The organism is Mesorhizobium sp. AR10, assembly GCF_024746795.1.
Classification (GTDB): domain Bacteria; phylum Pseudomonadota; class Alphaproteobacteria; order Rhizobiales; family Rhizobiaceae; genus Mesorhizobium.
In genome coordinates this window covers 245,668-269,973 of record NZ_CP080524.1, presented here as the reverse complement: position 1 = coordinate 269,973, position 24,306 = coordinate 245,668, and the positions used below count along the sequence as shown (strand labels likewise).

Genomic DNA, 24,306 nt, shown 5'->3' with positions numbered 1-24,306 from the left:
AAGGTTCTGCCCGCAGAACATGCTTGCGTCGTTCGACGGCTATCGATATAGAATTGACGTAAACGTAAAAGGGGCGCAGATCGCGCCTTTTGTTGAAACCACGATTGGAAGCATGCCCCCGCTTCCACTCAGGCGACGCAAGGTCTGGGGACCGCGACGCCACCAGACGGGGAAAGCCAGTAACCATGAAACTTGTTTCGCCCGGCGAAGCCGCGGCCAATACCAATGATATATCGAACGAATCCGGCGAGGATCTTGTCCGCATCGGCGAGATGGCCAAGAAATACGGCGTGACGCTGCGCACGCTGCGTTTCTACGAGGACAAGGGCCTGCTCAACCCACAGCGCGACGGTTCGACCCGTCTCTACACCCGCCGCGACAAGGCTCGTCTGAAGCTGATCCTGCTCGGCCGCAAGGTTGGGTTCTCGCTGCGCGACGTCAAGCAGATGATGGATCTCTACGATCCGACCGGTTCCAACACCAAGCAGTTGCGGCTGGCGCTCGACAAGTCGGAGAAGCAGCTTGCCCGCCTGCAGAAGCAGCGCGCACTGATCGACGATGCCATCAACGAACTGAGCGGCTCGATGTCGGCGGTGCGCCAGATGCTGGCCGAGCGCTCGGCGCCGCAGGCCAGCGCTGCCGGTTAATCTCGGCTTCGCTCACTTCAGAGCGGCCTTTTGACGAATGAGAGCCGCGTGGCGTTGCCGCGCGGCTCTTTCTTTGTCGTGCGGCCACCCCGAAAAGAAGACATTGCGGGCCGCTCCGTGCTGGCTTCCATGACGTCGCGCCGCTACGCTTCTGTGCGAGCGGTGAAGAAAATTTGTCGCATCAAAAAATTGACGTTTACGCAAACGTCAATTTTTGCTATCCCGGCTTCAACATTGGCCCGCTTGCCGTAAACGGCTTGATTTCGGGACCAAGACCGCATGGTGGAGGAAACGCATGCCGATCTACAGGGCGCCGGTCCAGGACACGCTGTTCGTGCTCAACGAAGTGCTGGGCTACCAGCGCTATTCCAATCTTCCCGGATTTTCGGACGCGACGCCGGATGTGGTGGAGGCAATCCTTGCCGAGGGCGCCAGGCTCGCCGAAAACGTCATGCAGCCGCTGAACCGCGTCGGCGACATGGAAGGCTGCGTGCGCCATGCCGACGGCTCGGTGACGACGCCGAAAGGCTTCAAGGAGGCCTTCGACCAGTATCGCGAAGGCGGCTGGATGGGGCTGGCCGCACCGGTCGAATTTGGCGGCCAGGGCCTGCCCTACGCGGTGCATACGGCGGTCGCCGAATATATGGTGTCGGCCAACATGTCGCTGATGATGTATCCCGGTCTGACGCAAGGCGCGATCGCGGCGATCATCACCCACGGCACCGACGAGCAGAAGTCGAAATGGTTGCCGAAGATGGTCGAGGGTTCCTGGACCGGCACCATGAACCTGACCGAACCGCACTGCGGCACCGACCTCGGGCTGCTGCGCAGCAAGGCCGTGCCGAATGGCGACGGCACTTATAGAATTTCCGGCCAGAAGATCTTCATCTCGGCCGGCGAGCACGACATGTCGGACAACATCGTCCATCTGGTGCTGGCCCGCATCGAAGGCGCGCCGGAAGGCGTCAAGGGCATTTCGCTGTTCATCGTGCCGAAGCTCAAGCTCGATGCATCGGGCAATCCCGGCGAAAGGAACACGGTCTCCTGCGGCTCGATCGAGGAGAAGATGGGCATCCATGGCAATTCGACCTGCGTCATGAACTATGACGAAGCGGAAGGCACGCTGCTTGGCGAGGCCAATGGCGGCCTCAAGGCCATGTTCACGATGATGAACGAGGCTCGCCTCGGCGTCGGCCTGCAAGGGCTTTCTCTGTCCGAGGTCGCCTACCAGAACGCTGTGTCCTACGCCAAGGACCGCCTGCAGGGCCGCTCGCTATCCGGGGCAAAAGCGCCGGACAAGAAGGCCGACCCGATCATCGTCCATCCTGACATCCGCCGCAGCCTGATGACCATGAAGGCCTTCAACGAGGCCGGTCGCGCGCTGGCGCTGTGGACGGCGATCAAGTCGGATATCGCCCACCGCTCCGGTGACGACAAGGACCGCCAGACTGCCGACGACTACACCGGCCTGATGACGCCTGTGGTCAAGGGCGTGCTCACCGACAAGGGTTTCGACCACGCGGTGATGGCGCAGCAGGTGTTCGGCGGTCACGGCTACATCGAAGAACACGGCATGAGCCAGTTCGTGCGCGATGCCCGCATCGCCATGATCTATGAAGGCGCCAACGGCATCCAGGCGCTCGACCTCGTCGGCCGCAAACTGGGCTTGAATGGCGGCCGCGCCGTGCAGGCCTTCTTCAAGGAAGTCGGCGAGTTCTGCGAAGAAAACCGCGCCGACGATAAGATGGCGCCCTTCACCAAGGCGCTGAAGAAGGGCCTCAACGATCTGCAGGCGGCGACGATGTGGCTGGTGCAGAACGGCATGGCCAAGCCCGACAATGCCGGTGCGGCCTCAACCGACTACATGCATCTCTTCGGCCTGGTGGCGCTGGGCTACATGTGGGCGCAGATGGCCAAGGCGGCCGGTGCCAAACTGGCAAACGGCGCCAACGGGTCTTCGTCCTTCTACGACAACAAACTGGTGACGGCGCGCTTCTTCATGGAGCGCATCATGCCGGAAACCGGAGCCCATCTCGCCCGCATTTCCAGTGGCGCGGACACGCTAATGGCGCTGCCGGCGGAAGCGTTCTAGGTTTGGCGGGTCGGCACAGCCGACCCACAATTGTCGGAACGCGGAGGAAATCGTGGCGACAAATCCCGCAGAAGTGCTCTCTTTGCCGAAGCCCGCCTGGGCGGCGGATGAGGTCGGCATGCTCTACGACATGGCGCATCGCTTCATGTCGGAGGAGATCGCCCCGCGCTACGACGAGTTCGAGAAGAACGAGATGGTCGACCGCGAAAGCTGGCTGAAAGCCGGCGCTGCCGGCCTGCTCTGCGCCTCGATGCCGGAGGAATATGGCGGCTCCGGCGGCAGCTTCGCGCATGAGAGCGCCATCATCGAGGCGATAGGCCATGTCGGCGTCGACGGTTTCGGCATCGGCCTGCACAATTCGATCGTCGCCCCTTACATCCTCCACTACGGCTCGGAGGAGCAGAAGAAGAAGTGGCTGCCGAAACTGGCGACCGGTGAGCTGATCGGCGCCATCGCCATGACCGAACCGGGCGCCGGTTCCGACCTGCAGGGTGTCAAGACGCGGGCCGAGAAGGATGGCAACCAGTACAAGATCAACGGCTCCAAGACCTTCATCACCAACGGCCAGCTCGCCAATTTCATCATCATCGTCACCAAAACCGATCCGGCCAAGGGCGCCAAGGGCACCTCTCTGATCGTCGTCGAGACCGACGAGGTGGATGGTTTCGAGCGCGGCCGCAACCTCGACAAGATCGGCTTGAAGGCCAACGACACGTCGGAACTGTTCTTCAACGACATGCGCGTGCCGACCTCCAATCTGCTCGGCCACGAGGAAGGGCAGGGGTTTGTCCAACTGATGCAGCAATTGCCGCAGGAGCGGCTGCAGATCGGTACCGGCGCCATCGCCATGATCGAGCGCGCCCTGGCGCTGACCATCGACTACGTCAAGCAGCGCAAGGCCTTCGGCAAGGCGATCATCGAATTCCAGAACACCCAGTTCAAGCTGGCCGAACTGAAGACCGAGGCGACCATCGGCCGCGTCTTCTACAATGACTGCGTCGCCCGCCACATCAATGGCGGCCTCGACCCGGTGACGGCCTCGATGGCCAAATACTGGCTGTCCGACCTGCAGGGAAAAGTGGTCGACGAATGCCTTCAATTGCATGGCGGCTATGGCTACATGAATGAATATCCGATCGCCCGCATGTTCCGCGACGCCCGCGTCCAGCGCATCTACGGCGGCACCAATGAGATCATGAAATTGCTGATCGGACGCTCTCTCTGAGCGACTGTCAGCAAACCCAAGGAGCAAGAAAATGACCGAAGCCTATGTCTATGACGCCGTGCGCACGCCGCGCGGCAAGGGCAAGAAGGATGGCTCGCTGCACGAAGTGCCGGCGGTACGGCTCGGCGCCAAGGTGCTGGAAGCGTTGCGCGACCGCAACGGGCTCGACACCGGCACTGTTGACGACATCATCTTCGGCTGCGTCGATCCGGTCGGCGAGGCGGGTTCGGTCATTCCGCGCGCTGCCGCTTTCGAGGCCGGCTACGACACCAAGGCGCCCGGCATGCAGATCTCGCGCTTCTGCGCTTCCGGTCTTGACGCCATCAATTTTGGCGCCGCCAAGATCGCGCAAGGCGCCGACGAGATCGTCATTGCCGGCGGCGTCGAATCGATGTCGCGCGTCGGCATGGGCGCGTCCGGCGGCGCCTGGTTCATGGATCCTTCGGTTGGTCTGCCCGGCTGGTTCGTGCCGCAAGGCATCTCGGCCGACCTGATCGCCACCAAATACGGTTTTTCGCGCGACGACGTCGACGCTTATGCCGTCGAGAGCCAGAAGCGTGCCGCCAAATCCTGGGCCGACGGCCGCTTCAAGAATTCGGTGATCCCCATCAAGGACCAGAATGGGCTCACCATCCTCGACCATGACGAGCACATGCGGCCGTCGACCGACATGCAGTCGCTGGCAGCCCTCAACCCGTCTTTCGTCATGCCCGGCGAAATGGGCGGCTTCGATGCCGTCGCCGTGCAGAAGCATCCTGAGGTGGAAGAGGTCAACCACGTCCACCATGCCGGCAATTCATCCGGCATCGTCGATGGCGCGGCGGCCGTTCTGCTCGGCTCGAAAAAGGCCGGAAAGACGCTCGGCCTGAAGCCGCGCGCGCGCATCCGCGCTTTTGCCAACATCGGTTCCGAGCCGGTGCTGATGTTGACCGGTCCGGTCGACGTGACGGAGAAGCTGTTGAAGCGCGCCAAGATGAAGCTGTCCGACATCGACCTGTTCGAGCTCAACGAGGCTTTCGCATCGGTGGTGCTGCGCTACATGCAGGCCTTCGACATTCCGCATGACCGGATCAACGTCAATGGCGGCGCCATCGCCATGGGCCATCCGCTCGGCGCCACCGGTGCCATGATCTTCGGCACAGTGCTGGACGAGCTGGAGCGGCGAAACCTGAACACCGCGCTGGTGACGCTGTGCATCGGCGCCGGCATGGGCACCGCAACGATCATCGAACGCGTCTGACGGGGAGAGAGACCATGAGCTACACCAATTTCACCCTCGATATCGACGCCGACGGCATCGCGCTGGTCACCTGGGATATGCCCGGCCGTTCGATGAACGTCTTCACCGAAGAGGCGATGCTGGAGTTGAACGCCATCGTCGACAAGGTGGCGGGCGACGCAGCCATCAAGGGCGCGGTGATCACCTCCGGCAAGGACACGTTTTCGGGCGGCGCCGACATCACCATGCTGCAGAAGATGCTGTCGGCCTACGCCGCCGAAAAAGGCAAGGACGCTGACAAGGCGATCAAGGCGCTGTTCGACAATGCAGGTTATATGACCGGCCTGTTCCGCAAGCTGGAAACTTGCGGAAAGTCCTGGGTATCGGCGATCAACGGCACCTGCATGGGTGGCGCGTTCGAGCTTTCGCTCGCTTGCCACGGTCGTGTCGCGGCCGATTCCGACAAGGTCAAGATGGCGCTTCCCGAGGTGAAGATCGGCATCTTCCCGGGCGCCGGCGGCACCCAGCGCGTGCCGCGGCTGACCGACCAGCAGCAGGCGTTGCAGATGCTGACCTCCGGCCAGACGCTTTCGCCGCAGAAGGCCAAGGCGATGGGCTTGATCCATGAGATCGCCGAGCCGGCCAGGCTGGTCGAAACCGCCAAGGCGATGATCAAGAATGGCCTGAAGCCGGTGGCGCCGTGGGACGAAAAGGGCTTCAAGCTGCCCGGCGGCCCGGTCTATTCGGTGGCGGGCGCCAATCTGTGGCCGCCGGCCATCGCCATCCTGCGTCGCGAGACCTTTGGCAATTATCCTGCTGCAGCCGCGATCCTGAAATGCGTCTATGAAGGCCTGCTGGTGCCGTTCGACACCGGCCTGCGCATCGAACAGCGTTATTTCACCGAGATCATGCAGACCAAGGAAGCGGCGGCTATGATCCGCTCGCTATTCGTGTCGCTGCAGGAACTGAACAAGGGCGCGCGCCGCCCGGCCGGCGTGCCGGAAACCAAGTTCAAGAAGATCGGCGTGCTCGGCGCCGGCTTCATGGGCGCCGGCATCGCCTATGTGACGGCCAAGGCCGGCATTCCGGTGGTGCTGCTCGACCGCGACATGGAGTCCGCCGCCAAGGGCAAGGCGCATTCCGAAAGCTTGGTCTCGGATCAGGTGAAAAAGGGCCGCGCCAAGCCCGAGGACAAGGACAGGCTGCTGTCGCTGATCACGCCGACGGCCGACTATGCCGACCTTGCCGGCTGCGACCTGGTGGTCGAGGCGGTGTTCGAGGATTCAGCCGTCAAGAAGGGCGCCACCGAACAGGCGGAAGCCGTGCTGAAGCCGGCGGCGATCTTCGCGTCGAACACCTCGACCATTCCGATCTCGTCGCTGGCGAAGAATTCGGCGCGGCCGAAGAATTTCATCGGCATCCATTTCTTCTCGCCGGTCGACAAGATGATGCTGGTCGAGATCATTCTCGGCAAGAAGACCGGCGACAAGGCGCTGGCCACTGCGATCGACTTCGTCCGCGCCATCAAGAAGACGCCTATCGTCGTCAACGACACGCGCGGCTTCTACGTCAACCGCTGCGTGCTGCGCTACATGTCGGAAGCCTACAAGATGCTGATCGAGGGCGTTCCGGCGCCGATGATCGAGAACGCGGCAAAGGCCGCAGGTATGCCGGTCGGTCCACTGGCGCTGACCGACGAGACGGCGATCGACCTTGCCCAGAAGATCATGAAGCAGACCATCAGGGATCTCGGCGACAAGGCCGTCGACGCCAAGCAGATGGCGCTGATCAACACTCTGGTCGACAGCCATGGCCGCTTCGGCCGCAAGAACGGCAAGGGTTTTTACGACTATCCGCAAAAGCCGGCCAAGAAGAAGCTTTGGCCAGGTCTGAAGGATCTCTACCCGCAGCTAGCGCCGGAGAAGGTCGACTATGAGGAGCTGCAGCAGCGATTGCTCTTCACCATCGCGCTGGAAGCGACGCGGGTGATGGAAGAAGGCATCGTCACCGATCCGCGGGAGGCCGATGTCGGTTCGATCCTAGCCTTCGGCTTCGCGCCCTATACAGGCGGCGCGCTGTCCTACATCGACGGCATCGGCGCCAGGGAATTCGTCAGGATCGCCAAGGGCCTGCAGAAGAAATACGGCGCCGAGTTCAAGGCGCCCAAGCTGCTGCTCGACATGGCCGAGAAGGGCGAGACCTTCTACCAGCGCTTCGATCCTTACGCCAAAGACGAGGCGAAGAAGGCGGCGTAACGCCGCTCCGATGTATGTCTGGGCGCTGTAGCCGCATCGACATTTTCCTGCGCGCCGGCCTCATCAGGCTGGCGAGAAAGAATGGCTGGGCGCCGATGATAGGCGGGCTGCAGTTGGTCTATGTGCGCGAGATCAAATTGTGGCGACGCTTCGAAGTGGTCTCTTCGATCGAGACCTGGCAAGGCACCGAGGCTGTCGGCAAACATCGCTTCGTCCTCGACGATGGCGAAACGGCTGCATCGATCATGACCACGGCCGGCGTCTACGACCGCGCCAGCCGCCGCTTCCTCGCCATCGACGAGGTGGTCGCAGCACTTGGCCGCACGGCTCAGCCGCGTCCGCTGACGGAGGCGGAGCGGATTTTCGTGACCTCCCACCGAGGGCTACGTGCTCTGGCCAAGGTCGGCGATTGAGCCCTCTTGTGATCAGTCTGCCGATGGACAAATCCGCGATCGAAGACTAGAAAGGAAAAGGTATTTTTTCCTGTTTTGGAGGAGAGCAAGATATGCTCTCGCACGACCGCGTATGGGCCGCCATCGACGCTCTGGCCGAGCGCTATTCGCTGTCGGCCTCGGGTCTGGCCAGGCGCGCGGGTCTCGATTCGACCGCCTTCAACAAGTCGAAGCGGCTGTCCTCCGACGGGCGGCCGCGCTGGCCGTCGACCGAATCGCTGGCCAAGATCATCGAGGCGACGGGCGCCTCGCTCGACGAATTCACCGGGCTGGTCGAGGGGCGGGGCAAAACCGGCGCCGGGTCTTTGCCCCCGCAGAGATCATCGGTGCCGCTGCTCGGCTTCGCCCAGGCCGGCGCTGGTGGCTTCTTCGACGATGCCGGCTTCCCCGCCGGACAGGGCTGGGATCTGGTCGAGCTTCCGGCCAGCTCGACCGAAACCTCCTATGCACTGAAGGTCCAGGGCGATTCCATGCTGCCTCTCTACCGCAATGGCGACGTGCTGATCGTCGAGCCGGGCGCTGTCACCCGCAAGGGCGACCGTGTCGTCGTCAAGACCAATGCCGGCGAGGTAATGGCCAAGGTGCTCGACCGCCAGACAACGAAGTCGATTGTGCTGGTCTCGCTCAATCCCGACCACGCGGACCGCGATATTCCCATGCATGATGTCGAGTGGGTGGCGCGGATCGTCTGGGCAAGTCAGTAGGGGCGGCCGGATGCGTCCGCATCACGCTGTCGTGGCTGCTCTGGCGATCCTGGCGATGGCTGCCGCGGTGGTCGCTGGCGGACGCGTCCTGCAACGCGGGGACGACAACGTCGGCGTCGACAAGATCGAGGCGAACGCTGACACCGTGCCCAGTGAGCCGGCCACCTCAGCCATTCCTCAAGCCATGCCTGCAAAGCCGGCAGTGCATTCCAGGGCAATCGACCCTGAAATCGTCGCGCCGCCGCAGCTTCCTGCCGAAGAGCTAGAGCGGGTCGAGCCGCGCGCACCGCTGGGCAAGCTGGCGCTGGCCGTGCCGCTGAAGCCGAAGATGCCCGACGACTGGAAGGGAACTCCGCTCTTTCAGCCGGTCGCGTCTGCTGCCGGATTGATCGAGGCGAAGGGCTATTCCGTCGCCATCTCGGGAATCGACATTATCAGGCAGGACGAAACCTGTTCGGATGACGGCAAGTCATGGGCATGTGGCATCCGGGCACGGACGGCATTCCGCGCCTTCCTGCGCGGCCGCGCCGTGATCTGCGCAGTGCCACCGGAAGGTGGCCGCGACCTGATCGCCGCCGAGTGCCGCATTGGCAAGCAGGATGTTGGCCAATGGCTGGTCGAGAATGGCTGGGCCCGCGCTGCAGCAGGCGGTCGCTATGTCGAAGCGGGCGACAAGGCGCGCGCGGCGAAAAAGGGCATCTTTGCTGCCGCCCCCAATCTTTCGGGCCTGCCCCCGGCCCCAACTCCTGTCGTGGCGGCACCGACGACGCAGCAGATCCTCGATCCGTCGGCGACGGAGGCTACGCCGCCAACTGACCAGCCAGCGCCCGCTCAATGAGCCCGCGGGTCTCTGCAATGCCGTAAAGTGCTGCGAACGAACCGAAGCGCGGGCCCCGCTCCTGTCCGATCAGTACCTGGTAGATCATCTGGAAGAAGGCGCCTGATACGCCCGGGCCACCTTCCGGGCTCTGCTTGGAATGATCCTGGTAGCGTTCGATCTTGCGCGCGACGTTGAGGGCCGCGTTCTGGATCGCCTCGCCGCTGGCCCCAGATGGCAACGCGGCGAGCGCGTCGGAGAGCTTCGTCAGCGCCTCGCGCTCGACCGCGTCGGCGGCCCGGTACACCTTGGCCGGCTTCACGAAATCGTCGAAATAGCGGATCGCATAACCGACCAGCTGGTCGAGCTCGGGATGGGTCGCAGGGGTCACGCCCGGCGCATGGCGCGAGATGAAACCCCACAACACATCCGTGTTCTGGGCGTTGGAGGCACTGACGAGATTGAGCAGCAGCGAGAACGGCACCGGCAGGTCGATCGTTGGCGGGTTGCCGTCATGCATGTGCCAGACCGGATTGCCCAGCCGCTCTTTCCAATCCTGCCTGCCATAGGCGGTGAGGAACGTGTAGTACTCGTCCACGGCCCGCGGGATGACGTCGAAATAGAGCTTCTTGGCTTGCCGAGGCCGCTGGTACATGTAGAGCCCGAGACTTTCGGTCGGCGCATAGGCCAGCCACTGGTCGATGGTGATGCCGTTCCCCTTCGACTTCGAGATCTTCTGGCCGTTCTCGTCCAGGAACAGTTCATAGACGAAGTGCTCCGGTGCCCGCCCGCCCAGAATGTTGCAGATACGGTCGTAGACCACCGCATTCGTCTGGTGGTCCTTGCCGAACATTTCGAAATCGACGCCGAGCGCTGCCCAGCGCATGCCGAAATCCGGCTTCCACTGAAGCTTCACTCTGCCGCCCGTTATCGAAAGCGTGGTCTCGGTGCCGTCATCGTCGAAGGTGATGGTGCCGGCCTTGGCGTCGACATGCTTCATCGGAACGTAGAGCACGCGGCCGCTCTTCGGGGAAATCGGCAGGAACGGGCTGTAGGTCGCCTGGCGCTCCTGCCCGAGCGTCGGCAGCATCACCGCCATGATCTCGTCGAAGCGTTCGGCGGCGCGCAACAACATCGCGTCGAAGCGGCCTGCCTTGTAGTACGCCGTCGCGCTGGCGAATTCGTAGTCGAACCCGAACGTGTCGAGGAAGCGGCAAAGCATCGCGTTGTTGTGGTCTGCGAAGCTCGCATAGTCGCCGCCGAAGGGATTGGGCACCGACGAGAGCGGCTTGTGCAAGTGCGGCTCGAGTGCGGCGCGATCCGGCACGTTGTCGGGAATCTTGCGCATGCCATCCATGTCGTCGGAGAAGCACAGGAGCTTGGTCTTGACGGTGTCCCTGGTCAGCACGCGGAAGGCGTGGCGCACCATCGAGGTGCGCGCGACCTCGCCGAACGTACCGATATGCGGCAGGCCAGACGGACCATAGCCGGTCTCGAACAGGATGGTCTCGGGAAAGCCCGTGTCCTTGTAGCGCTCGATGATCTTTTTGGCTTCCTCGAACGGCCAGGCCTTGCTTTCTGCCGCTGCCGCAAGCACCTCGGGATTGAGATCGACGATGTTTGATCCCGCCATGTCACTGTTTTCCAAATTATTCGCGGCATCGCCGGAAGGTGGAGTTCAGCCCGGTCTCTAGGCGTGCGTGGCCGGAGCGTCAACGATCCCGGCGTTTTTTCCTTGCGGCACAGAGGCCGCGTTCCTACCTTCGGAGCCCGTTTCAAGGAGCAAGAAATGCCATTGCCGACACCGCATGAAGCCCTGATCTACCTGATGGTCATCACCTCGGCCTCCGACCGTGACATGACCGACGTCGAACTGGCGCGGATCGGCGACGTCGTTCGCTCATGGCCCGTGTTCCAGGACTTCAGCCATGACAGGCTGGTCTCGGTAGCCCAGGCCTGTCAGAAGCGCCTGCACGAAAAGGACGGGCTGGAAGGCGTTCTGGCGCTGGTCGCCGAGGCGCTGCCCGAACGGCTGCGCGATACCGCCTATGCCGCGGCCTTCGAAGTTGCGGCCGTCGATCTCGAAATGCGCATGGAGGAGGTGCGGGTGCTGCAGCTCATCCGCCGCCAGCTCGACCTCGACACGCTGACCGTGGCCGCCATCGGCCGTGCCGCCAAGGCCCGCCTTCGCACGCTGACTTGAATCCAGGCCCCTAGAAAAAGCTGACCGGAACCGGATCAGAAAAAACGGACCGGGCCGGATCAGAAAAAACTGACCGGGCCGGATCAGAAAAAACTGACCGGGAAATAGCGCAGATAGAACTCGGCGAACGTGCCCTTGATGGAAATCTCCTGCAGCGCATAGTCGAGAGCCGCGGCCAGTGCCGGATCGCCGGCCCTGGTGGCGATGGCCATGCCCGAGCCCAGATATTCGGGCGCCAGATACGGGCCACCGGCAAAACGGCAGCAACCGGCGGCGTCAGAACCGCCCAGCCAGAAGGCGAAGCGCATGCCGTCGCCGAAGGCGGCGTCGATCTTGCCGGCCTTGAGGTCGCCGTAAAGCGCCTCCGGTCTGTCGAACGGGACGACCTGAACGGTGCCGAAGTAATCGCGCAGCATCCGCTCATGCGCGGAGCCGGCGATGACGCCGACGCGCTTGCTGCGCAGTCTGTCAAAAATCGGTTCCGCGAAGGCTTTCGTCTTCGGCATGATGAAGCGCGCCGGAAACTGCAGATAGGAGCGTGAGAAGGCGTATTTCGATCGCGATTCCGGCGTCGCGGCGATGCCGGCGATGATCGCTTCTCCTTCGCCCTTCTGCAGCGCCCCTTCGAGCTCGGCCCAGGGCAGCGCCTGGATCTGGCATTTGTCCGCGACGTCGAGTTCGGCGCAGATGGCACGCGCCAGATCGATGTGAAAGCCGGACAACCGGCCGGCGCTGTCGAGAAAGTTGAAGGGCGGGAAATCCGTGGTGGTGAGGAATCTCAGTCGCGGCAATGCGGAAAGGTCCGGCTTCGGTAGTCGCTCCTTGGCGTCCCAAAGCACCGGCACCTGCGGCTCCGCGGCCCGTGCAATGCCGGCGAGGGACTGTACCCCGATCAACATCGATGCCAGCGCGATCGATATCCATCGGAATGCCACAATAAAACTCCGCCCCAGTTCTGACTTGTTGGCTTTTCGTACGAAAATGGCGCAGGCACAACGCTTTTTGATTTCAACACGCCGAATTAGGGGTATGCTTTAGTGAGTTTGCAAGTAGTTGCATGGCGTGGACTGGAGGGGCAGTTGCCGGCGCCACAAACGGGGCGCTGCTTTGCAATCCGGGGTTGATAGCAAAGTGCAGGTCGGGCACATACTATTGATCTCAGTAACGGGAGGCAACATGGGGTAGATGTTGCGATGGGTCATTTCGATCGCACACTGGAATTCATAGATCAGCTGCAGCAGGCTGGCACGGCGGCCGCGGTCTGCGAAAAACTGCTAGGTGTCACCTCGAACTTCGGCCTGACGGCGCTGATGGCCGGAACGGTACCGCAGCCAGGCACGCCAAGGGGCCAGCAAAAGGATCATGTGCTGCTCTGCGACTGGCCCGTGGAATGGCTGGAGCGCTATGTGGCGCGCAACTATGTCGATCATGACCCCGTCGTCAGCCACATGAAGCAGCTTCAGGCGCCGTTCCAGTGGCGGGAGGCGGCTCAGGGCATTCGCATCGACAACGGTAGCGACGAGGTGATGGGCGACGCCAGCGAATTCAAGCTGCGCGACGGCCTGGCCTTTCCTCTGATCACGCTCGATGGCCAGATCGTCATGGTGTCGCTGGGCGGCGAGGCCGTCGAATTGTCAGGGGCCGAGTTCGGGCTGGTGTCGCTCGTCTCGACTTATGCCGTCGGCCGCGCCATGCAGCTCCACACGATGGCGAGCAAGACCATCGACCATATCGAATTGACGCCGCGCGAACGCGAGTGCCTGAAATGGGCAGCCGTCGGCAAGTCCGAATGGGAGATTTCACAAATTCTCGGCATTTCGGAGCACACCTCCGAAAAACATCTCCTTAACGCTAAAAGCAAACTCGGTGCCGTCAACCGGGTGCAGGCGGTCGCCGAAGCGATAAGGCGCGGCTATATTAGCTAGGTCGGCCGCGCCGGCCTAAGAAATCCCGCCTACGCGATCGCGTAATTTTCTCACAACAGCACGGCCGTATCTTCCTTTTGAACCAGGAGACGGCAAATGCTTTTTTCCCTTACAACACAGGAATTGATGGAACGTCCCGACCTTTGGGAGGCCGTTCATCGCTTGCGCTATAAGATCTTCGTCGAGGAGATGGGATGGTCCGATCTGAAGCGCCCCGACGGGCTTGAGGTCGACCAGTTCGACCACGACGAGGCGGTGCATCAGATCGTCATCCGTGGCGGTGAACTCGCCGGCTATCAGAGAATGCTCCCGACGACCCGGGCGCATCTTCTGACCGAGGTGCTGACGGATCTCTTTGAAGGGACGCCGCCTTCCGGACCGAATGTCTACGAGTTGACCCGCTATGCGGTGGCGCCCGGGTTTCGCGACGGCCGACGTGGCGTGTCGACGGTCGGCACCGAGCTGATTGCAGGCTTCGTCGAGTGGGGGCTGAAGCGGAACGTCAATCAGGTGATCATCGAATTCGAGCCGATGTGGGTCCTGCGCGCGTTGCAGCTGCATTTCCTGGCGACGCCGCTTGGCTACCAGCGCACCTATGGCAACCAGCAGGTCGTAGCCACGCTGCTCACCTTCAACGAGCATACGCTGCAGGTGGTGCGTTCGCGTCGCAATCATTTCGCGCCGGTGCTGGCCAGAGGTTATCCCGACATGCTCGGCCTCAGGCTGGCCTCGTGAGAGTGGAGAGTATTGTGAGAGTGGAGAGTGTAATGAGTATCCATCCGCAACCAGAATTGCGCAATCATACGCTGGTCGTCACCGTGTCGTCGGATGACGGCCGGCCGGTACTGGACAGGCGAGCCTATGAAAGCCTGGCAAAGGCTTTCCATGAAGCCGCCATCGACGACGAAGTGCGTGTCGTGGTGCTCCGCGGCTTGGCCGGCTGCTTCTGCCTCGGCGGTGATTTTTCCGAGTTCCTCGATGCCACCAAGCATCAGCAGCTGATCGCCGCCGTCACCGACATGTTCCGAACGCTGGCGACGTTTCCCAAACCGATCCTCGCCTGTGTCGATGGCGATGCCGTCGGTGTCGGCTGCACCATCTTGTTCCATTGCGACATGGTGATCGCGTCGAGCAAAAGCACGTTCCGGGTACCGTTTGTCGATTTCGGCCTGGTGCCGGACGCCGCGACCAGCATCTTGGCGCCGCAAAAACTCGGTTACGCCGGCGCTTTCCGCTTTTTCTGCCTGGGCGATACGCTGGCAGTCGACGACGCCAAGGCACTCGGTCTCGTCGCGGAGATCGTCGCGGACGGCAGCGTCGAGGATGCGGCGCTTGCCAGGGCAAGGCAGCTTGCCAAGAAGCCGGTCGCCGCTCTGCTGCAGACGCGCGGCCTGCTCAGGGGTGACACAGGCGCGCTCTGCGACCGCATCGATCACGAGATTTCGCTTTTCCAGCAGGCGCTGCAGGACGACACCACGCTGCGGCGGTTGCAGCGGATCGCCCGGCTGGCGGCTTGAGAAGCCATCGCGGCAATCGCGATGCGTGGAGCTTTTTCACCTGGGTTGAACCCGCCGCCGGCGGAATGGTTCAATCCAGGTGCAACACGCTCTATTGGAGCGCGCACGCTACTTGTTCAGGAATGACGGCCCTTCGCCGATGATCTTCTTGTCTTCCTTGCCGATGATGTCGAGATCGCGTCCGTCATAGGGCAATGACAGAAGGATGCGCCGGATCACGGCCAGCCGCTCGCGCCGCTTGTCGTTGGCGCGAACGATGATCCACGGCGCGAATTGCTTGTGGGTGCGTTCGACCATGAGATCGCGCGCCTTGGTGTAGTCGTCCCATTTCGTGATGCCGGCAATGTCGATCGGCGAGAACTTCCAGCTCTTCAGCGGAGACCACCGGCGATCGTGAAACCGTTCGAGCTGTGTTTCCCGGCCGATGTCCAGCCAGAATTTGAAGAAATGAATGCCTTCGTTGCAGATCATCCGTTCAAAATGCGGGGTCTCGTCCAGGAATTTCTCGTGCTGTTCCGGCGTGCAGAAACCCATCACCGGCTCCACACCGGCGCGGTTGTACCAGGAGCGGTCAAACGTGACGAACTCGCCCGCGGTCGGGAAATGCGCCACATAGCGCTGGTAATACCACTGTCCGCGTTCGGTCTCGGTCGGCTTGGTCAGCGCCACATTGCGCGCGGTTCGAGGGTTCAGATACTCGCGCAGCACGAAGATCGTGCCACCCTTGCCGGCGGCATCACGTCCCTCGAACAGCGCAATCACTCGCTTGCCGGTCGATTGCAGCCATGCCTGCGCCTTGACCAGCTCGATCTGCAGCCGCTCGAGCGTCTCGTCATAGTCCTCGCTTTTCAGTTTCTTGTCGTAGGGGTAGCCGCCGGCGGTCAGCTTGTTGTCCTCGACCCAGTCCGGAAGCTCGGGATTCTCGATGTCGAACTCCCGCTCCTTGCCGTCGATCCTGATCTTGAGCGGCCCCGACGCGGGTGCGGAGGGCGTTTCATTGGCATTTTTCATCGAGACCAACCCTTTTCAGCTTCCGGACTCATGCTATTGGGAGCCTCCATACCGGTCCAGCAGAAGTTTTCCAGCCGGCCGGCCGACTGAGTGCGAAGGCACGGGACGCGCGAATGGCTGACATCGGCGCAGAGCAGAAAAGTACGGCGCAGGCCGTCGCCATCCGGCTCTGGAACAGCCGCTGGCTGCTCGCCGCGGGGATCGTCGCGGTTCTGGCCGTCTATGGTTTTTCCGGTATGTCCGCCTATGTCGTCCTGTTGGCATGTGCCGTGCTGCTTGCCGCGGCGATGCTGCCGGCCGGAGTCGCGGGCCAACCCACCGAGAGTGCCGCGATCGAGGCGAGCGGGCTGCAAAGGCTTTCCGGCGAATATCTCGCCGCAGCCGTTGCCGATCCGCTGGTCATTTTCGATCGCACTGCCACCATCGTCCACGCCAACGCCGCCGCCTTTGCCGCCTTTGGCGGGATCGCGCCGGGCATGTCGCTGTCGCTGAAGTTCCGCGCGCCCGAAATGCAGGCCTTGCTGGACGGCGTTTTGTCGGGGAACGTCGCCTCGGACGTTGTCGACTACACCGAAAAGCTGCCGGTCGAACGGACCTACCGGGTCAGCGCATCTTCGGTCGGCCACGCCACCGATCTCTATGTGCTGGTGTTCAAGGACCAGAGCGAGGCGCGCCGGATCGACCGCATGCGCGCCGACTTCATCGCCAACGCCAGCCATGAACTGCGCACCCCGCTGGCCTCGATCTCAGGTTTCATCGAGACGCTGCGCGGTCCGGCCCGCAACGACCCGGCGGCGCGCGAGCAGTTCCTGCAGATCATGCAGAGCCAGACCGGCCGCATGGCGCGGCTGATCGATGATTTGCTTTCGCTATCGCGGCTCGAAATGAAGCCCTATCTGACGCCGGGAACCGAGGTCGATCTTCGCCAGACCATCGACAGCGTCATCGATTCGCTTGGGCCGCTCGCCAGGGAAAACGGCATCGTCATCGAGCGGGATTTCGCTGAGGGACCGCTGGACGTGCCCGGGGACCGGGACGAACTGTTCCAGGTTTTCGAAAACCTGCTGGAAAATGCCTGCAAATACGGACAATCAGGCGGCCGCGTCGTGGTGTCGATCGCGCGCAACGATGCCGGTCCCGAACCAGGCATCGACGTCACCATCAGGGATTTTGGTCCCGGCATTCCCGAAGAACACATCCCGCGCATCACCGAGCGCTTCTACCGCGTCGACGTCGAGAGCAGCCGGAACCAGAAAGGCACCGGCCTTGGCCTGTCGATCGTCAAGCACATCCTGACGCGTCACAACGCCAGACTTTCGATCAAGTCGGAAGTCGGCAAGGGCGCGGCGTTCTCGGTTCATTTGCCGGCTCGCTGACGCGATACTATCTAGTCAACGATACGTTTCTTTTTTCTGTCATCCGGCTAGCGTATCAGCGGAGGATTCGAGGAAACGACTCAGGCCAGAAGATTCGGGAAGGCATTTCGTCCATGCAATCCGTGCACATCGTCAGCGCCTATGACGAGGAGCTGAAATATCTGTCGAAGCGCATCGCCGCGATGGGCGGGCATGCCGAACGCATGGTCGAACAGGCGATCTCCGCCCTGGTCAACGCCGATCCCGGCCTCGCCCAGAAAGTCATCCGGGACGACATCGTCCTCGACGAGGGCCAGCGCGAGATCGACGACAAGGCAATCGTCATCATTGCCAAGCGCCAGCCGATGGCGACGGACCTGCGCGAGATCGTCGGCGCGATCCGTATCTCGGCGGATCTCGAACGGATCGGCGACCTCGGCAAGAATGTCGCCAAACGAGTGGTGGCCGTCACCGACGGGCGCCAGCCGACCAGCCTGTTCCGCGGGCTCGAAGCGCTGGCTGACCTGGCGTTGACGCAGCTCAAGGAAGTGCTTGACGTCTACGCGACGCGCTCGGTGGAAAAGATCGGCTTCGTGCGCGACCGCGACGACCAGATCGACGCCATGTACACCTCGCTGTTTCGCGAGTTGCTGACCTACATGATGGAAGATCCGCGCAACATCACGCCGTGCACGCATCTGCTGTTTTGCGCCAAGAACATCGAACGGATCGGCGACCACGCCACCAACATCGCCGAGACCATCTTCTACATCGTCACCGGCGACCAGATGCCGGCCGAGCGGCCGAAAGGCGACAAGACGGACAAGATTGTTCTTCCCGCATCGCCACCGGTGAAGTGAACGGCCTCCTCTCCAAACTGACGCGAATTTCAGATTCGCCACATCGGACGAAATCGCGCTAAACTATCCGGACGTTAAGCTTCTCGGTTCCCTAGTGAAGGCCATGCTTTCAGGAGGTTGCGATGGAATATGTCCGAGAGTTCGCTCCTGCACCGCCGACGGCGGGCATCATCGCTTCCAGCGTCTACACGGCAGGCCGCCGTGTCGCCGACATTCCGATCGAGGAAGCCGGCGAATGGGCCAGGAAGTCGGGTCACGTCGTCTGGATCGGCTTGCTCGAGCCCGACCGCAACCTGCTGCTTCGCGTCCAGGCGCAATTCCATCTGCATGAGCTGGCGATCGAGGATGCCGAGCATCCGCACCAGCGGCCGAAGATCGAGCAATATGGCGATGCCTTGTTCATCGTTGCCCGAACCGCCCAGCTGATCGACGGCCGCGTCACCTTCGGCGAGACGCATCTGTTCGTCGGCTCAGGCTACATCGTCAGCGTCAGGCACGGTCCATCGACATCCTACGCCGCCGTCCGTCAGCACTGGGAAAGCTGCCCGCATTCGCTGGCCAAGGGCGAGGATTTCGTCCTCTATGCAATTCTCGATTTCATCGTCGACAACTACATGCCGGTGCTCGAGCAGATCGAGGACGAGGTTGAGGCGATCGAGGACAAGATTCTGCTGAAGCCGATGACCGGCCCCGATATAGAACGGCTCTACATGCTGCGCCGCGATCTGTTGCGCCTGCGCAATGCGGCACTGCCGCTGGTGGAAGTCTGCCGCCGGCTGACCAGCGCCGAACTGCCGCAGATCCATACGGCGATGCACCCGCTGTTTCGCGACGTCACCGACCACATCCGCACCGTCCAGGAGAAGATCGACAGCTTGCGGGAGGTTCTTGCCTTCGCCTTCGAGGCCAGCCTGCTGGTTGGCCAGAGCCAGGAAACGGCGAACACCAAGAAGCTCGCCTCATGGGCCGCCATCCTGGCGGTGCCGACGGCGCTCGCCGGCATTTACGGTATGAATTTCAACGACATGCCGGAGCTGCGGATGGAATATGGCTACCCGGTGGTGCTGGCCACGATCGCGCTGATCTGCTCGTTCCTGTACTGGCGGTTTCGGAAGAATGGCTGGCTGTGAAAGAGAGCGAATAGCGAATAGGGAGTAGTGAATAGGGGAAAACGGAGTTGCGTCCTCGCGGAGGCTCAATCCCGTTTCTATTCGCTATTCGCTATTCGCTATTCGCTATTCGCTCACCGGCTCCGCCGCCGCTCCGAAGCCGGCTGGAACGCGACGCGGGCGTGGTATTTGCAGTAGGGGCCGGTTTCGGCGGCATCGTTGCCGCAGAAATGGAAATCCTCCGAAAGCGGATCGCCATTCGGCCATTTGCAGGTGCGCTCGGTCAGTTCGACGAGCTGCAGATGCCGCGAGATCGGTACGACGACGTTTTCAACCGGACGGATGTAATGGCGTGCCACCGGTTCGGCATCGAACTGTGTCTGCAGCGCGTTTGCGCCGATCGAACTGGTGACATGGCGCGTGGCACTTGCGGCGCGCGACACCGATTTCTGGATGGATGATCCTTGCACGGTCTTTTTCTGCCGTGCCGGCGTCGCGGTCGAGCGTCCGCGGCCCGACAGCTTCAGCCGATGCACTTTGCCGATGACCGCGTTACGGCTGACGCCGCCAAGTTGTGCGGCGATCTGGCTGGCGCTCAGACCCTCCGACCACAATTTCCTGAGAAGTTCTACCCGCTCGTCAGTCCAGTTCATGAGACCGCTCCTGCTAAGCGTGCGGCAATCGGAATCCATTCCCGGCCCGGCAAACCCTTGCCGGGGCAGACACCACATATACTGGGTGATTAGGTCCGCCGCACGAAATCTAGTTATTTCTCGACTACAATTACCCTATGCGTTGACTCGGTGACAAGAGTCCCAAGGGCAACACGAATCGGTTTTTTCGGTTTTCCCCAACTTGCCCGGTCGCTTATGAGCCGGCGTCTCGTCGGAGGGCTTGTCGCGCGCCTTTGCACGACGTTTTCGTTGACTTCATGGCCGAAAAACACGATAAGCCGCAAAGGCCGCCGCTTTGGCGGCTTTTTTGATTTTCCGGTTCCGGAGACGCATATAATGAGCGGTTCGGCGCTTTTCGAGACCTTTGCTCGCGCACCCCTGGCTTTCGACCACGGGGAAGGCACCTGGCTGGTCACTGACAAGGGCGAGCGATATCTCGATTTTGCCGGCGGCATCGCCGTGAATTCGCTCGGCCACAGCCACCCGCATCTGGTCGCAGCACTCACCGAGCAGGCAGCCAAGCTCTGGCATGTCTCCAATCTCTACGAGATTCCCGGGCAGAGCCGGCTCGGCGAGCGGCTGGCGGAAGCCACTTTCGCCGACAAGGTATTCTTCACCAATTCCGGCGCCGAGGCGCTGGAATGTGCCATCAAGACGGCGCGGCGCTACCACTTCGTCAAAGGCCATCCCGAGCGTTTTCGCGTCATCACCTTTGAAGGCGCTTTCCATGGCCGCACCCTGGCGACCATCGCCGCCGGGGGCCAGTACAAATACCTGGAAGGCTTTGGACCCAAGGTCGAAGGCTTCGACCAGGTCGGTTTCGACGACATCGACGCCGCCGAAAAGGCGATCACGCCGGAGACCGCCGCCATCCTGATCGAGCCGGTGCAGGGCGAGGGCGGCATCAGGCAAGTGCCGACGCAATCGCTGAAGCGGCTCAGGCAATTGTGCGAACAGCACGGCCTGCTCCTTATCTTCGACGAGGTCCAATGTGGCATCGGCCGCACCGGCAAGCTGTTTGCGCATGAATGGGCGGGCGTCACTCCCGACCTCATGGCGATTGCCAAGGGCATTGGCGGCGGCTTCCCGATGGGCGCCTGCCTTGCCACCGACGAAGCCGCGGTCGGCATGACCGCTGGCGTGCACGGCACCACTTTCGGCGGCAATCCGCTGGCGATGGCGGTCGGCAACGCCGTGCTCGACGTCGTGCTGGAAGACGGCTTCCTCGAGGATGTCCAGCGCAAGGCGCTGCTGATGAAGCAGGGGCTGGCAGGTGTCGCCGACGAATTTCCCGATGTCATCGAAGGCATCAGGGGTAGCGGCCTGATGCTTGGCCTGAAATGCGCGATGCCCAACACCAAGGTCAACATGGCGCTGCGCGACCAGCACCTGCTGGCGGTTCCGGCCGGCGACAACGTCATTCGCCTGCTGCCGCCGCTCACCGTCACTGACGCCGAGATCCACGAGGCGCTCGACCGCATCCGCGCCGGCGCCCGGGGCCTGACTGAAGCCATCGCCGCGGCTGCCGCGAAGTAATCCCGGAAAAGTCCTGATGAGCCTTCGCCATTTCACCGATCTATCCGCCGTTTCCGAAGGCGATCTGCGCGTCATGCTGGACGACGCAGTGGTGCGAAAGGCCAGGCTCAAGGCCGGCGAGCGGACAAAACCGCTCGAGGGCAAGGTGCTGGCGATGATCTTCGACAAGCCATCGACGCGCACGCGCGTGTCCTTCGACGTCGGCATGCGCCAGCTCGGCGGCGAGACCATCATGCTGACCGGCACCGAGATGCAGCTCGGCCGTTCCGAGACCATCGCCGACACCGCCAAGGTGCTGTCGCGCTATGTCGACGCGATCATGATCCGCACCACCTCGCATGAGCGGCTGCTCGAACTGACCGAGAACGCCACCATCCCCGTCATCAACGGGCTGACCGACGACACCCATCCGTGCCAGCTGATGGCCGACATCATGACCTTCGAGGAGCATCGCGGTCCGGTGGCCGGCAAGACCATCGCCTGGACGGGCGACGGCAACAATGTGCTGCATTCGCTGCTGGAGGCCTCGGCGCGGTTCCGCTTCAACCTGAATGTCGCCGTGCCAGAAGGCAGCGAGCCGGCACAAAAGCATGTCGACTGGTCGAAGGCGCATGGCGGCAAGCTGAACTTCACCCGTTCGCCCGAGGAAGCCGTTCATGAAGCCGATTGCATCGTCACCGATTGCTGGGTATCGATGGGCCAGGAACACCGCGCGCGCGGTCACAATGTCTTCTCGCCCTATCAGGTCAATGCGACACTGATGGCCAAGGCAAAGCCGGACGCCCTGTTCATGCACTGCCTGCCGGCGCATCGTGGCGAAGAGGTCACCGACGAGGTCATCGACGGACCGCATTCCGTGGTGTTCGACGAGGCCGAAAACCGGCTCCATGCCCAGAAGGCGGTTCTGGCGTGGTGCCTGGGCGCTTGATCCGGGAGCGCGTGATGCCTATCTGCGGGCCATCACGCAAAAACCGCGCGTTTCGACGCATGCGCCCCGGAGGGCGGCATGGCCGCGCCCCGGAGCTTTGTCATGTTGGAAACTCATCAATTGGCTGAACAACCCAAACTCGGCGAATTCGGCTACGCCGGCGACGATCATGTCGTGCCCTTCGAGGTCGGCCCGCTCGACGTGCGCGGCCGCACCGTCCAGCTCGGGCCGATGCTCGACGCCATCCTCAGCCGCCACGACTACCCCGAGCCGGTCGCCCGCCTGCTGGCGGAAGCCTGTGTGCTGACGGTCCTGCTCGGCACCTCGCTCAAATTCGAGGGCAAGTTCATCCTGCAGACCCGTACCGACGGGCCGGTCGACATGCTGGTCGCGGATTTCTCCACGCCGCAGGCGCTGCGCGCCTATGCGCGCTTCGATGCGGACCGGCTGGAGGCGTTGGTGGCTGCCGGCGAGACTTCGCCGCAGACGCTGCTTGGCAACGGCGTGCTGGCGCTGACTATCGATCAGGGCGCCCACACGCAGCGCTACCAGGGCATCGTCCAGCTCGACGGCGAAACGCTGGAAGAGGCCGCCCGCACCTATTTCCGTCAGTCGGAGCAGATCCCCACCGATCTCAGGCTTTCAGTGGCCAAGCTGTTGACGCCCGGCGTCGGCGGCGCCCGCCAGCAATGGCGCGCCGGTGGCCTTTTGGCGCAGTTTCTGCCGCAATCGCCCGAACGCATGCGCGTGCCGGACTTGCCCGGCGGCGACGGCGATCCGCGTGAGGAAATCCACGATCCGGCCGACAATTCATGGCAGGAGTTGCTGGCGCTGCTCGGCACCATCGAGCCGACCGAACTGATCGACCCGACCATCGGCGCCGAGCGGCTGCTTTATCGGTTGTTCCACGAGCATGGTGTCCGCGTCTTCGGCGGCGTCCCGGTCGCCGACCAGTGTTCGTGCTCGCGCGACAAGATCCGCGGCATACTCGAAGGCTTTTCCGCCGACGAGATCAAGGACAGCACCGAGGATGGCGGCATTCACGTGGCCTGCGAGTTCTGCTCGAAGCAATATGACTTCGACCCTTCGGAGTTTGCGGCTCAGTAAGTCTCTTCCTTCTCCCCGTTTTCGGGGAGAAGGTGCCCGAAGGGCGGATGAGGGGCAGCGTGACCGTCGGCAAATGGCCGCGCCATTCACTAGACGCCCTTGTGCGTGGAAGATAATCTCATCGGTCCGGCGCCGCGCCTCATTGCCCTGCCGGGCATTTCTACCCGTATAAAGACGGGGAGAAAGTCGCTAATTCACCGTTCGCCGCGTGCCCGGCAGGTCGAGCGAGAAGGCGGGGATGGCGATGTCGAACGTCTCGCCCCGCTTGTTGCGCATCGTGTAGTGGCCGACCATGATGCCGGACGGTGTCGAGAGCGGGCAGCCGGACGTATACTGATAACTGTCGCCGGGGTTGAGTTCGGGCTGGTCGCCGACCACGCCGGCGCCGCGCACTTCCTCGACCCGGCCGGTGCCGTCGGTGATGTGCCAATAGCGCGATAGAAGCTGCACGAAATCGTCCGACTGGTTGTCGATGGTCACCTGATAGCCCCAGACATAACGGTTCTCCGCCGGATCCGAGCGATCCTCCAGATAGAACGGCCTGACCTGCACTTCGATGTTGTGCGTAACGGCGCGGTACATTGGCTACTCCAAGACCATACGAACGGAACTGTCGGCGCTCTCCCCGGCTTGGTCAACGACCTCAAGGGCAGGTGCCGACAAACAATGT

Annotated in this window: 22 protein-coding genes and 1 pseudogene; 18 read left to right on the top strand and 5 right to left on the bottom strand. The window is 62.5% G+C overall.

Annotated features, from left to right (window positions below):
* Positions 1 to 185: 185 nt before the first annotated feature.
* The 8 genes and pseudogenes from LHFGNBLO_RS04755 (at position 186) to LHFGNBLO_RS04720 (ending at position 9,432) form a co-directional block, all read left to right on the top strand.
* Positions 186 to 647 (top strand): MerR family transcriptional regulator, encoded by a 462-nt coding sequence (locus LHFGNBLO_RS04755; protein ID WP_258604806.1) that lies wholly within the window; start codon positions 186 to 188, stop codon positions 645 to 647.
* A gap of 295 nt (positions 648 to 942) precedes the next feature.
* The gene (locus tag LHFGNBLO_RS04750; RefSeq protein ID WP_258604804.1) at positions 943 to 2,739 is read left to right on the top strand and encodes an acyl-CoA dehydrogenase; all 1,797 of its coding nucleotides are present in this window, start codon (positions 943 to 945) and stop codon (positions 2,737 to 2,739) included.
* A 52-nt stretch (positions 2,740 to 2,791) separates the two neighbouring features.
* Positions 2,792 to 3,964, top strand: coding sequence for an acyl-CoA dehydrogenase family protein (locus tag LHFGNBLO_RS04745; protein WP_258604803.1), 1,173 nt, complete (start codon positions 2,792 to 2,794; stop codon positions 3,962 to 3,964).
* A gap of 31 nt (positions 3,965 to 3,995) precedes the next feature.
* Positions 3,996 to 5,204, top strand: a complete 1,209-nt coding sequence (locus LHFGNBLO_RS04740; RefSeq protein WP_258604801.1) for an acetyl-CoA C-acetyltransferase — start codon at positions 3,996 to 3,998, stop codon at positions 5,202 to 5,204.
* Positions 5,205 to 5,218: 14 nt separating this feature from the next.
* Complete coding sequence (locus tag LHFGNBLO_RS04735; RefSeq protein WP_258604799.1) at positions 5,219 to 7,438, top strand: 3-hydroxyacyl-CoA dehydrogenase NAD-binding domain-containing protein; 2,220 nt, start codon at positions 5,219 to 5,221, stop codon at positions 7,436 to 7,438.
* Positions 7,439 to 7,470: 32 nt separating this feature from the next.
* Positions 7,471 to 7,851: pseudogene (locus tag LHFGNBLO_RS04730) on the top strand (thioesterase family protein); the annotation flags it as partial.
* 92 nt (positions 7,852 to 7,943) lie between these two features.
* Positions 7,944 to 8,594 (top strand): helix-turn-helix transcriptional regulator, encoded by a 651-nt coding sequence (locus tag LHFGNBLO_RS04725; protein WP_258604796.1) that lies wholly within the window; start codon positions 7,944 to 7,946, stop codon positions 8,592 to 8,594.
* A 10-nt stretch (positions 8,595 to 8,604) separates the two neighbouring features.
* The gene (locus tag LHFGNBLO_RS04720; RefSeq protein WP_258604795.1) at positions 8,605 to 9,432 is read left to right on the top strand and encodes a thermonuclease family protein; all 828 of its coding nucleotides are present in this window, start codon (positions 8,605 to 8,607) and stop codon (positions 9,430 to 9,432) included.
* On the opposite strand, the gene LHFGNBLO_RS04715 is transcribed toward LHFGNBLO_RS04720, so the two are convergent.
* Complete coding sequence (locus LHFGNBLO_RS04715) at positions 9,395 to 11,044, bottom strand: lysine--tRNA ligase (RefSeq protein WP_258604794.1); 1,650 nt, start codon at positions 11,042 to 11,044, stop codon at positions 9,395 to 9,397. The two genes, LHFGNBLO_RS04720 and LHFGNBLO_RS04715, sit on opposite strands and share 38 nt — an antisense overlap.
* A gap of 156 nt (positions 11,045 to 11,200) precedes the next feature.
* Here LHFGNBLO_RS04715 and LHFGNBLO_RS04710 point away from each other — a divergent pair, with 156 nt between their 5' ends.
* Positions 11,201 to 11,614 (top strand): tellurite resistance TerB family protein, encoded by a 414-nt coding sequence (locus LHFGNBLO_RS04710; RefSeq protein ID WP_258604793.1) that lies wholly within the window; start codon positions 11,201 to 11,203, stop codon positions 11,612 to 11,614.
* 83 nt (positions 11,615 to 11,697) lie between these two features.
* Here LHFGNBLO_RS04710 and LHFGNBLO_RS04705 read toward each other — a convergent pair whose 3' ends face one another.
* The gene (locus LHFGNBLO_RS04705) at positions 11,698 to 12,549 is read right to left on the bottom strand and encodes a transporter substrate-binding domain-containing protein (RefSeq protein WP_258604791.1); all 852 of its coding nucleotides are present in this window, start codon (positions 12,547 to 12,549) and stop codon (positions 11,698 to 11,700) included.
* A gap of 258 nt (positions 12,550 to 12,807) precedes the next feature.
* Here LHFGNBLO_RS04705 and LHFGNBLO_RS04700 point away from each other — a divergent pair, with 258 nt between their 5' ends.
* From LHFGNBLO_RS04700 to LHFGNBLO_RS04690, 3 genes are all read left to right on the top strand, one after another.
* On the top strand, positions 12,808 to 13,539 hold the full coding sequence (locus LHFGNBLO_RS04700; RefSeq protein ID WP_258604789.1) for a helix-turn-helix transcriptional regulator: 732 nt from the start codon (positions 12,808 to 12,810) through the stop codon (positions 13,537 to 13,539).
* A 96-nt stretch (positions 13,540 to 13,635) separates the two neighbouring features.
* Positions 13,636 to 14,274: an acyl-homoserine-lactone synthase gene (locus tag LHFGNBLO_RS04695; RefSeq protein WP_258604787.1), complete on the top strand. Its 639-nt coding sequence runs from the start codon at positions 13,636 to 13,638 to the stop codon at positions 14,272 to 14,274.
* Between the two features lie 32 nt (positions 14,275 to 14,306).
* Positions 14,307 to 15,056: an enoyl-CoA hydratase-related protein gene (locus LHFGNBLO_RS04690; protein WP_258604785.1), complete on the top strand. Its 750-nt coding sequence runs from the start codon at positions 14,307 to 14,309 to the stop codon at positions 15,054 to 15,056.
* Positions 15,057 to 15,164: 108 nt separating this feature from the next.
* On the opposite strand, the gene ppk2 is transcribed toward LHFGNBLO_RS04690, so the two are convergent.
* Positions 15,165 to 16,067 (bottom strand): polyphosphate kinase 2, encoded by a 903-nt coding sequence (gene ppk2 / locus LHFGNBLO_RS04685; protein ID WP_258604783.1) that lies wholly within the window; start codon positions 16,065 to 16,067, stop codon positions 15,165 to 15,167.
* Positions 16,068 to 16,180: 113 nt separating this feature from the next.
* Between ppk2 and LHFGNBLO_RS04680 the strand changes: the two genes are divergently transcribed.
* The 3 genes from LHFGNBLO_RS04680 (at position 16,181) to LHFGNBLO_RS04670 (ending at position 19,412) form a co-directional block, all read left to right on the top strand.
* A complete protein-coding gene (locus tag LHFGNBLO_RS04680; protein WP_258604781.1) occupies positions 16,181 to 17,443 on the top strand; it encodes an ATP-binding protein in 1,263 nt (420 codons plus the stop codon).
* 113 nt (positions 17,444 to 17,556) lie between these two features.
* Positions 17,557 to 18,282, top strand: a complete 726-nt coding sequence (gene phoU, locus LHFGNBLO_RS04675; protein ID WP_258604779.1) for a phosphate signaling complex protein PhoU — start codon at positions 17,557 to 17,559, stop codon at positions 18,280 to 18,282.
* Positions 18,283 to 18,404: 122 nt separating this feature from the next.
* Positions 18,405 to 19,412 (top strand): magnesium and cobalt transport protein CorA, encoded by a 1,008-nt coding sequence (locus tag LHFGNBLO_RS04670; RefSeq protein WP_258604777.1) that lies wholly within the window; start codon positions 18,405 to 18,407, stop codon positions 19,410 to 19,412.
* 113 nt (positions 19,413 to 19,525) lie between these two features.
* On the opposite strand, the gene LHFGNBLO_RS04665 is transcribed toward LHFGNBLO_RS04670, so the two are convergent.
* Positions 19,526 to 20,044 (bottom strand): GcrA family cell cycle regulator, encoded by a 519-nt coding sequence (locus LHFGNBLO_RS04665; protein WP_258604775.1) that lies wholly within the window; start codon positions 20,042 to 20,044, stop codon positions 19,526 to 19,528.
* A 357-nt stretch (positions 20,045 to 20,401) separates the two neighbouring features.
* Between LHFGNBLO_RS04665 and LHFGNBLO_RS04660 the strand changes: the two genes are divergently transcribed.
* The 3 genes from LHFGNBLO_RS04660 (at position 20,402) to LHFGNBLO_RS04650 (ending at position 23,636) form a co-directional block, all read left to right on the top strand.
* Positions 20,402 to 21,601 (top strand): aspartate aminotransferase family protein, encoded by a 1,200-nt coding sequence (locus LHFGNBLO_RS04660; protein ID WP_258604771.1) that lies wholly within the window; start codon positions 20,402 to 20,404, stop codon positions 21,599 to 21,601.
* 16 nt (positions 21,602 to 21,617) lie between these two features.
* Positions 21,618 to 22,529 (top strand): ornithine carbamoyltransferase, encoded by a 912-nt coding sequence (gene argF / locus LHFGNBLO_RS04655; protein ID WP_258604768.1) that lies wholly within the window; start codon positions 21,618 to 21,620, stop codon positions 22,527 to 22,529.
* Positions 22,530 to 22,607: 78 nt separating this feature from the next.
* On the top strand, positions 22,608 to 23,636 hold the full coding sequence (locus LHFGNBLO_RS04650) for an Hsp33 family molecular chaperone (protein WP_258604765.1): 1,029 nt from the start codon (positions 22,608 to 22,610) through the stop codon (positions 23,634 to 23,636).
* A gap of 189 nt (positions 23,637 to 23,825) precedes the next feature.
* On the opposite strand, the gene apaG is transcribed toward LHFGNBLO_RS04650, so the two are convergent.
* Positions 23,826 to 24,218, bottom strand: coding sequence for a Co2+/Mg2+ efflux protein ApaG (gene apaG, locus LHFGNBLO_RS04645; protein WP_258604764.1), 393 nt, complete (start codon positions 24,216 to 24,218; stop codon positions 23,826 to 23,828).
* Positions 24,219 to 24,306: the final 88 nt, after the last annotated feature.

What these genes read in the sequence shown, in the direction of transcription:
- LHFGNBLO_RS04755 (WP_258604806.1), top strand. Translation starts at nt 186, where the DNA reads ATGAAACTTGTTTCGCCCGGCGAAGCCGCGGCCAATACCAATGATATA.
- LHFGNBLO_RS04750 (WP_258604804.1), top strand. Translation starts at nt 943, where the DNA reads ATGCCGATCTACAGGGCGCCGGTCCAGGACACGCTGTTCGTGCTCAAC.
- LHFGNBLO_RS04740 (WP_258604801.1), top strand. Translation starts at nt 3,996, where the DNA reads ATGACCGAAGCCTATGTCTATGACGCCGTGCGCACGCCGCGCGGCAAG.
- LHFGNBLO_RS04735 (WP_258604799.1), top strand. Translation starts at nt 5,219, where the DNA reads ATGAGCTACACCAATTTCACCCTCGATATCGACGCCGACGGCATCGCG.
- LHFGNBLO_RS04725 (WP_258604796.1), top strand. Translation starts at nt 7,944, where the DNA reads ATGCTCTCGCACGACCGCGTATGGGCCGCCATCGACGCTCTGGCCGAG.
- LHFGNBLO_RS04720 (WP_258604795.1), top strand. Translation starts at nt 8,605, where the DNA reads ATGCGTCCGCATCACGCTGTCGTGGCTGCTCTGGCGATCCTGGCGATG.
- LHFGNBLO_RS04715 (WP_258604794.1), bottom strand. Translation starts at nt 11,044, where the DNA reads ATGGCGGGATCAAACATCGTCGATCTCAATCCCGAGGTGCTTGCGGCA.
- LHFGNBLO_RS04710 (WP_258604793.1), top strand. Translation starts at nt 11,201, where the DNA reads ATGCCATTGCCGACACCGCATGAAGCCCTGATCTACCTGATGGTCATC.
- LHFGNBLO_RS04700 (WP_258604789.1), top strand. Translation starts at nt 12,808, where the DNA reads ATGGGTCATTTCGATCGCACACTGGAATTCATAGATCAGCTGCAGCAG.
- LHFGNBLO_RS04695 (WP_258604787.1), top strand. Translation starts at nt 13,636, where the DNA reads ATGCTTTTTTCCCTTACAACACAGGAATTGATGGAACGTCCCGACCTT.
- LHFGNBLO_RS04690 (WP_258604785.1), top strand. Translation starts at nt 14,307, where the DNA reads ATGAGTATCCATCCGCAACCAGAATTGCGCAATCATACGCTGGTCGTC.
- ppk2 (WP_258604783.1), bottom strand. Translation starts at nt 16,067, where the DNA reads ATGAAAAATGCCAATGAAACGCCCTCCGCACCCGCGTCGGGGCCGCTC.
- LHFGNBLO_RS04680 (WP_258604781.1), top strand. Translation starts at nt 16,181, where the DNA reads ATGGCTGACATCGGCGCAGAGCAGAAAAGTACGGCGCAGGCCGTCGCC.
- phoU (WP_258604779.1), top strand. Translation starts at nt 17,557, where the DNA reads ATGCAATCCGTGCACATCGTCAGCGCCTATGACGAGGAGCTGAAATAT.
- LHFGNBLO_RS04670 (WP_258604777.1), top strand. Translation starts at nt 18,405, where the DNA reads ATGGAATATGTCCGAGAGTTCGCTCCTGCACCGCCGACGGCGGGCATC.
- LHFGNBLO_RS04665 (WP_258604775.1), bottom strand. Translation starts at nt 20,044, where the DNA reads ATGAACTGGACTGACGAGCGGGTAGAACTTCTCAGGAAATTGTGGTCG.
- LHFGNBLO_RS04660 (WP_258604771.1), top strand. Translation starts at nt 20,402, where the DNA reads ATGAGCGGTTCGGCGCTTTTCGAGACCTTTGCTCGCGCACCCCTGGCT.
- argF (WP_258604768.1), top strand. Translation starts at nt 21,618, where the DNA reads ATGAGCCTTCGCCATTTCACCGATCTATCCGCCGTTTCCGAAGGCGAT.
- LHFGNBLO_RS04650 (WP_258604765.1), top strand. Translation starts at nt 22,608, where the DNA reads ATGGCCGCGCCCCGGAGCTTTGTCATGTTGGAAACTCATCAATTGGCT.
- apaG (WP_258604764.1), bottom strand. Translation starts at nt 24,218, where the DNA reads ATGTACCGCGCCGTTACGCACAACATCGAAGTGCAGGTCAGGCCGTTC.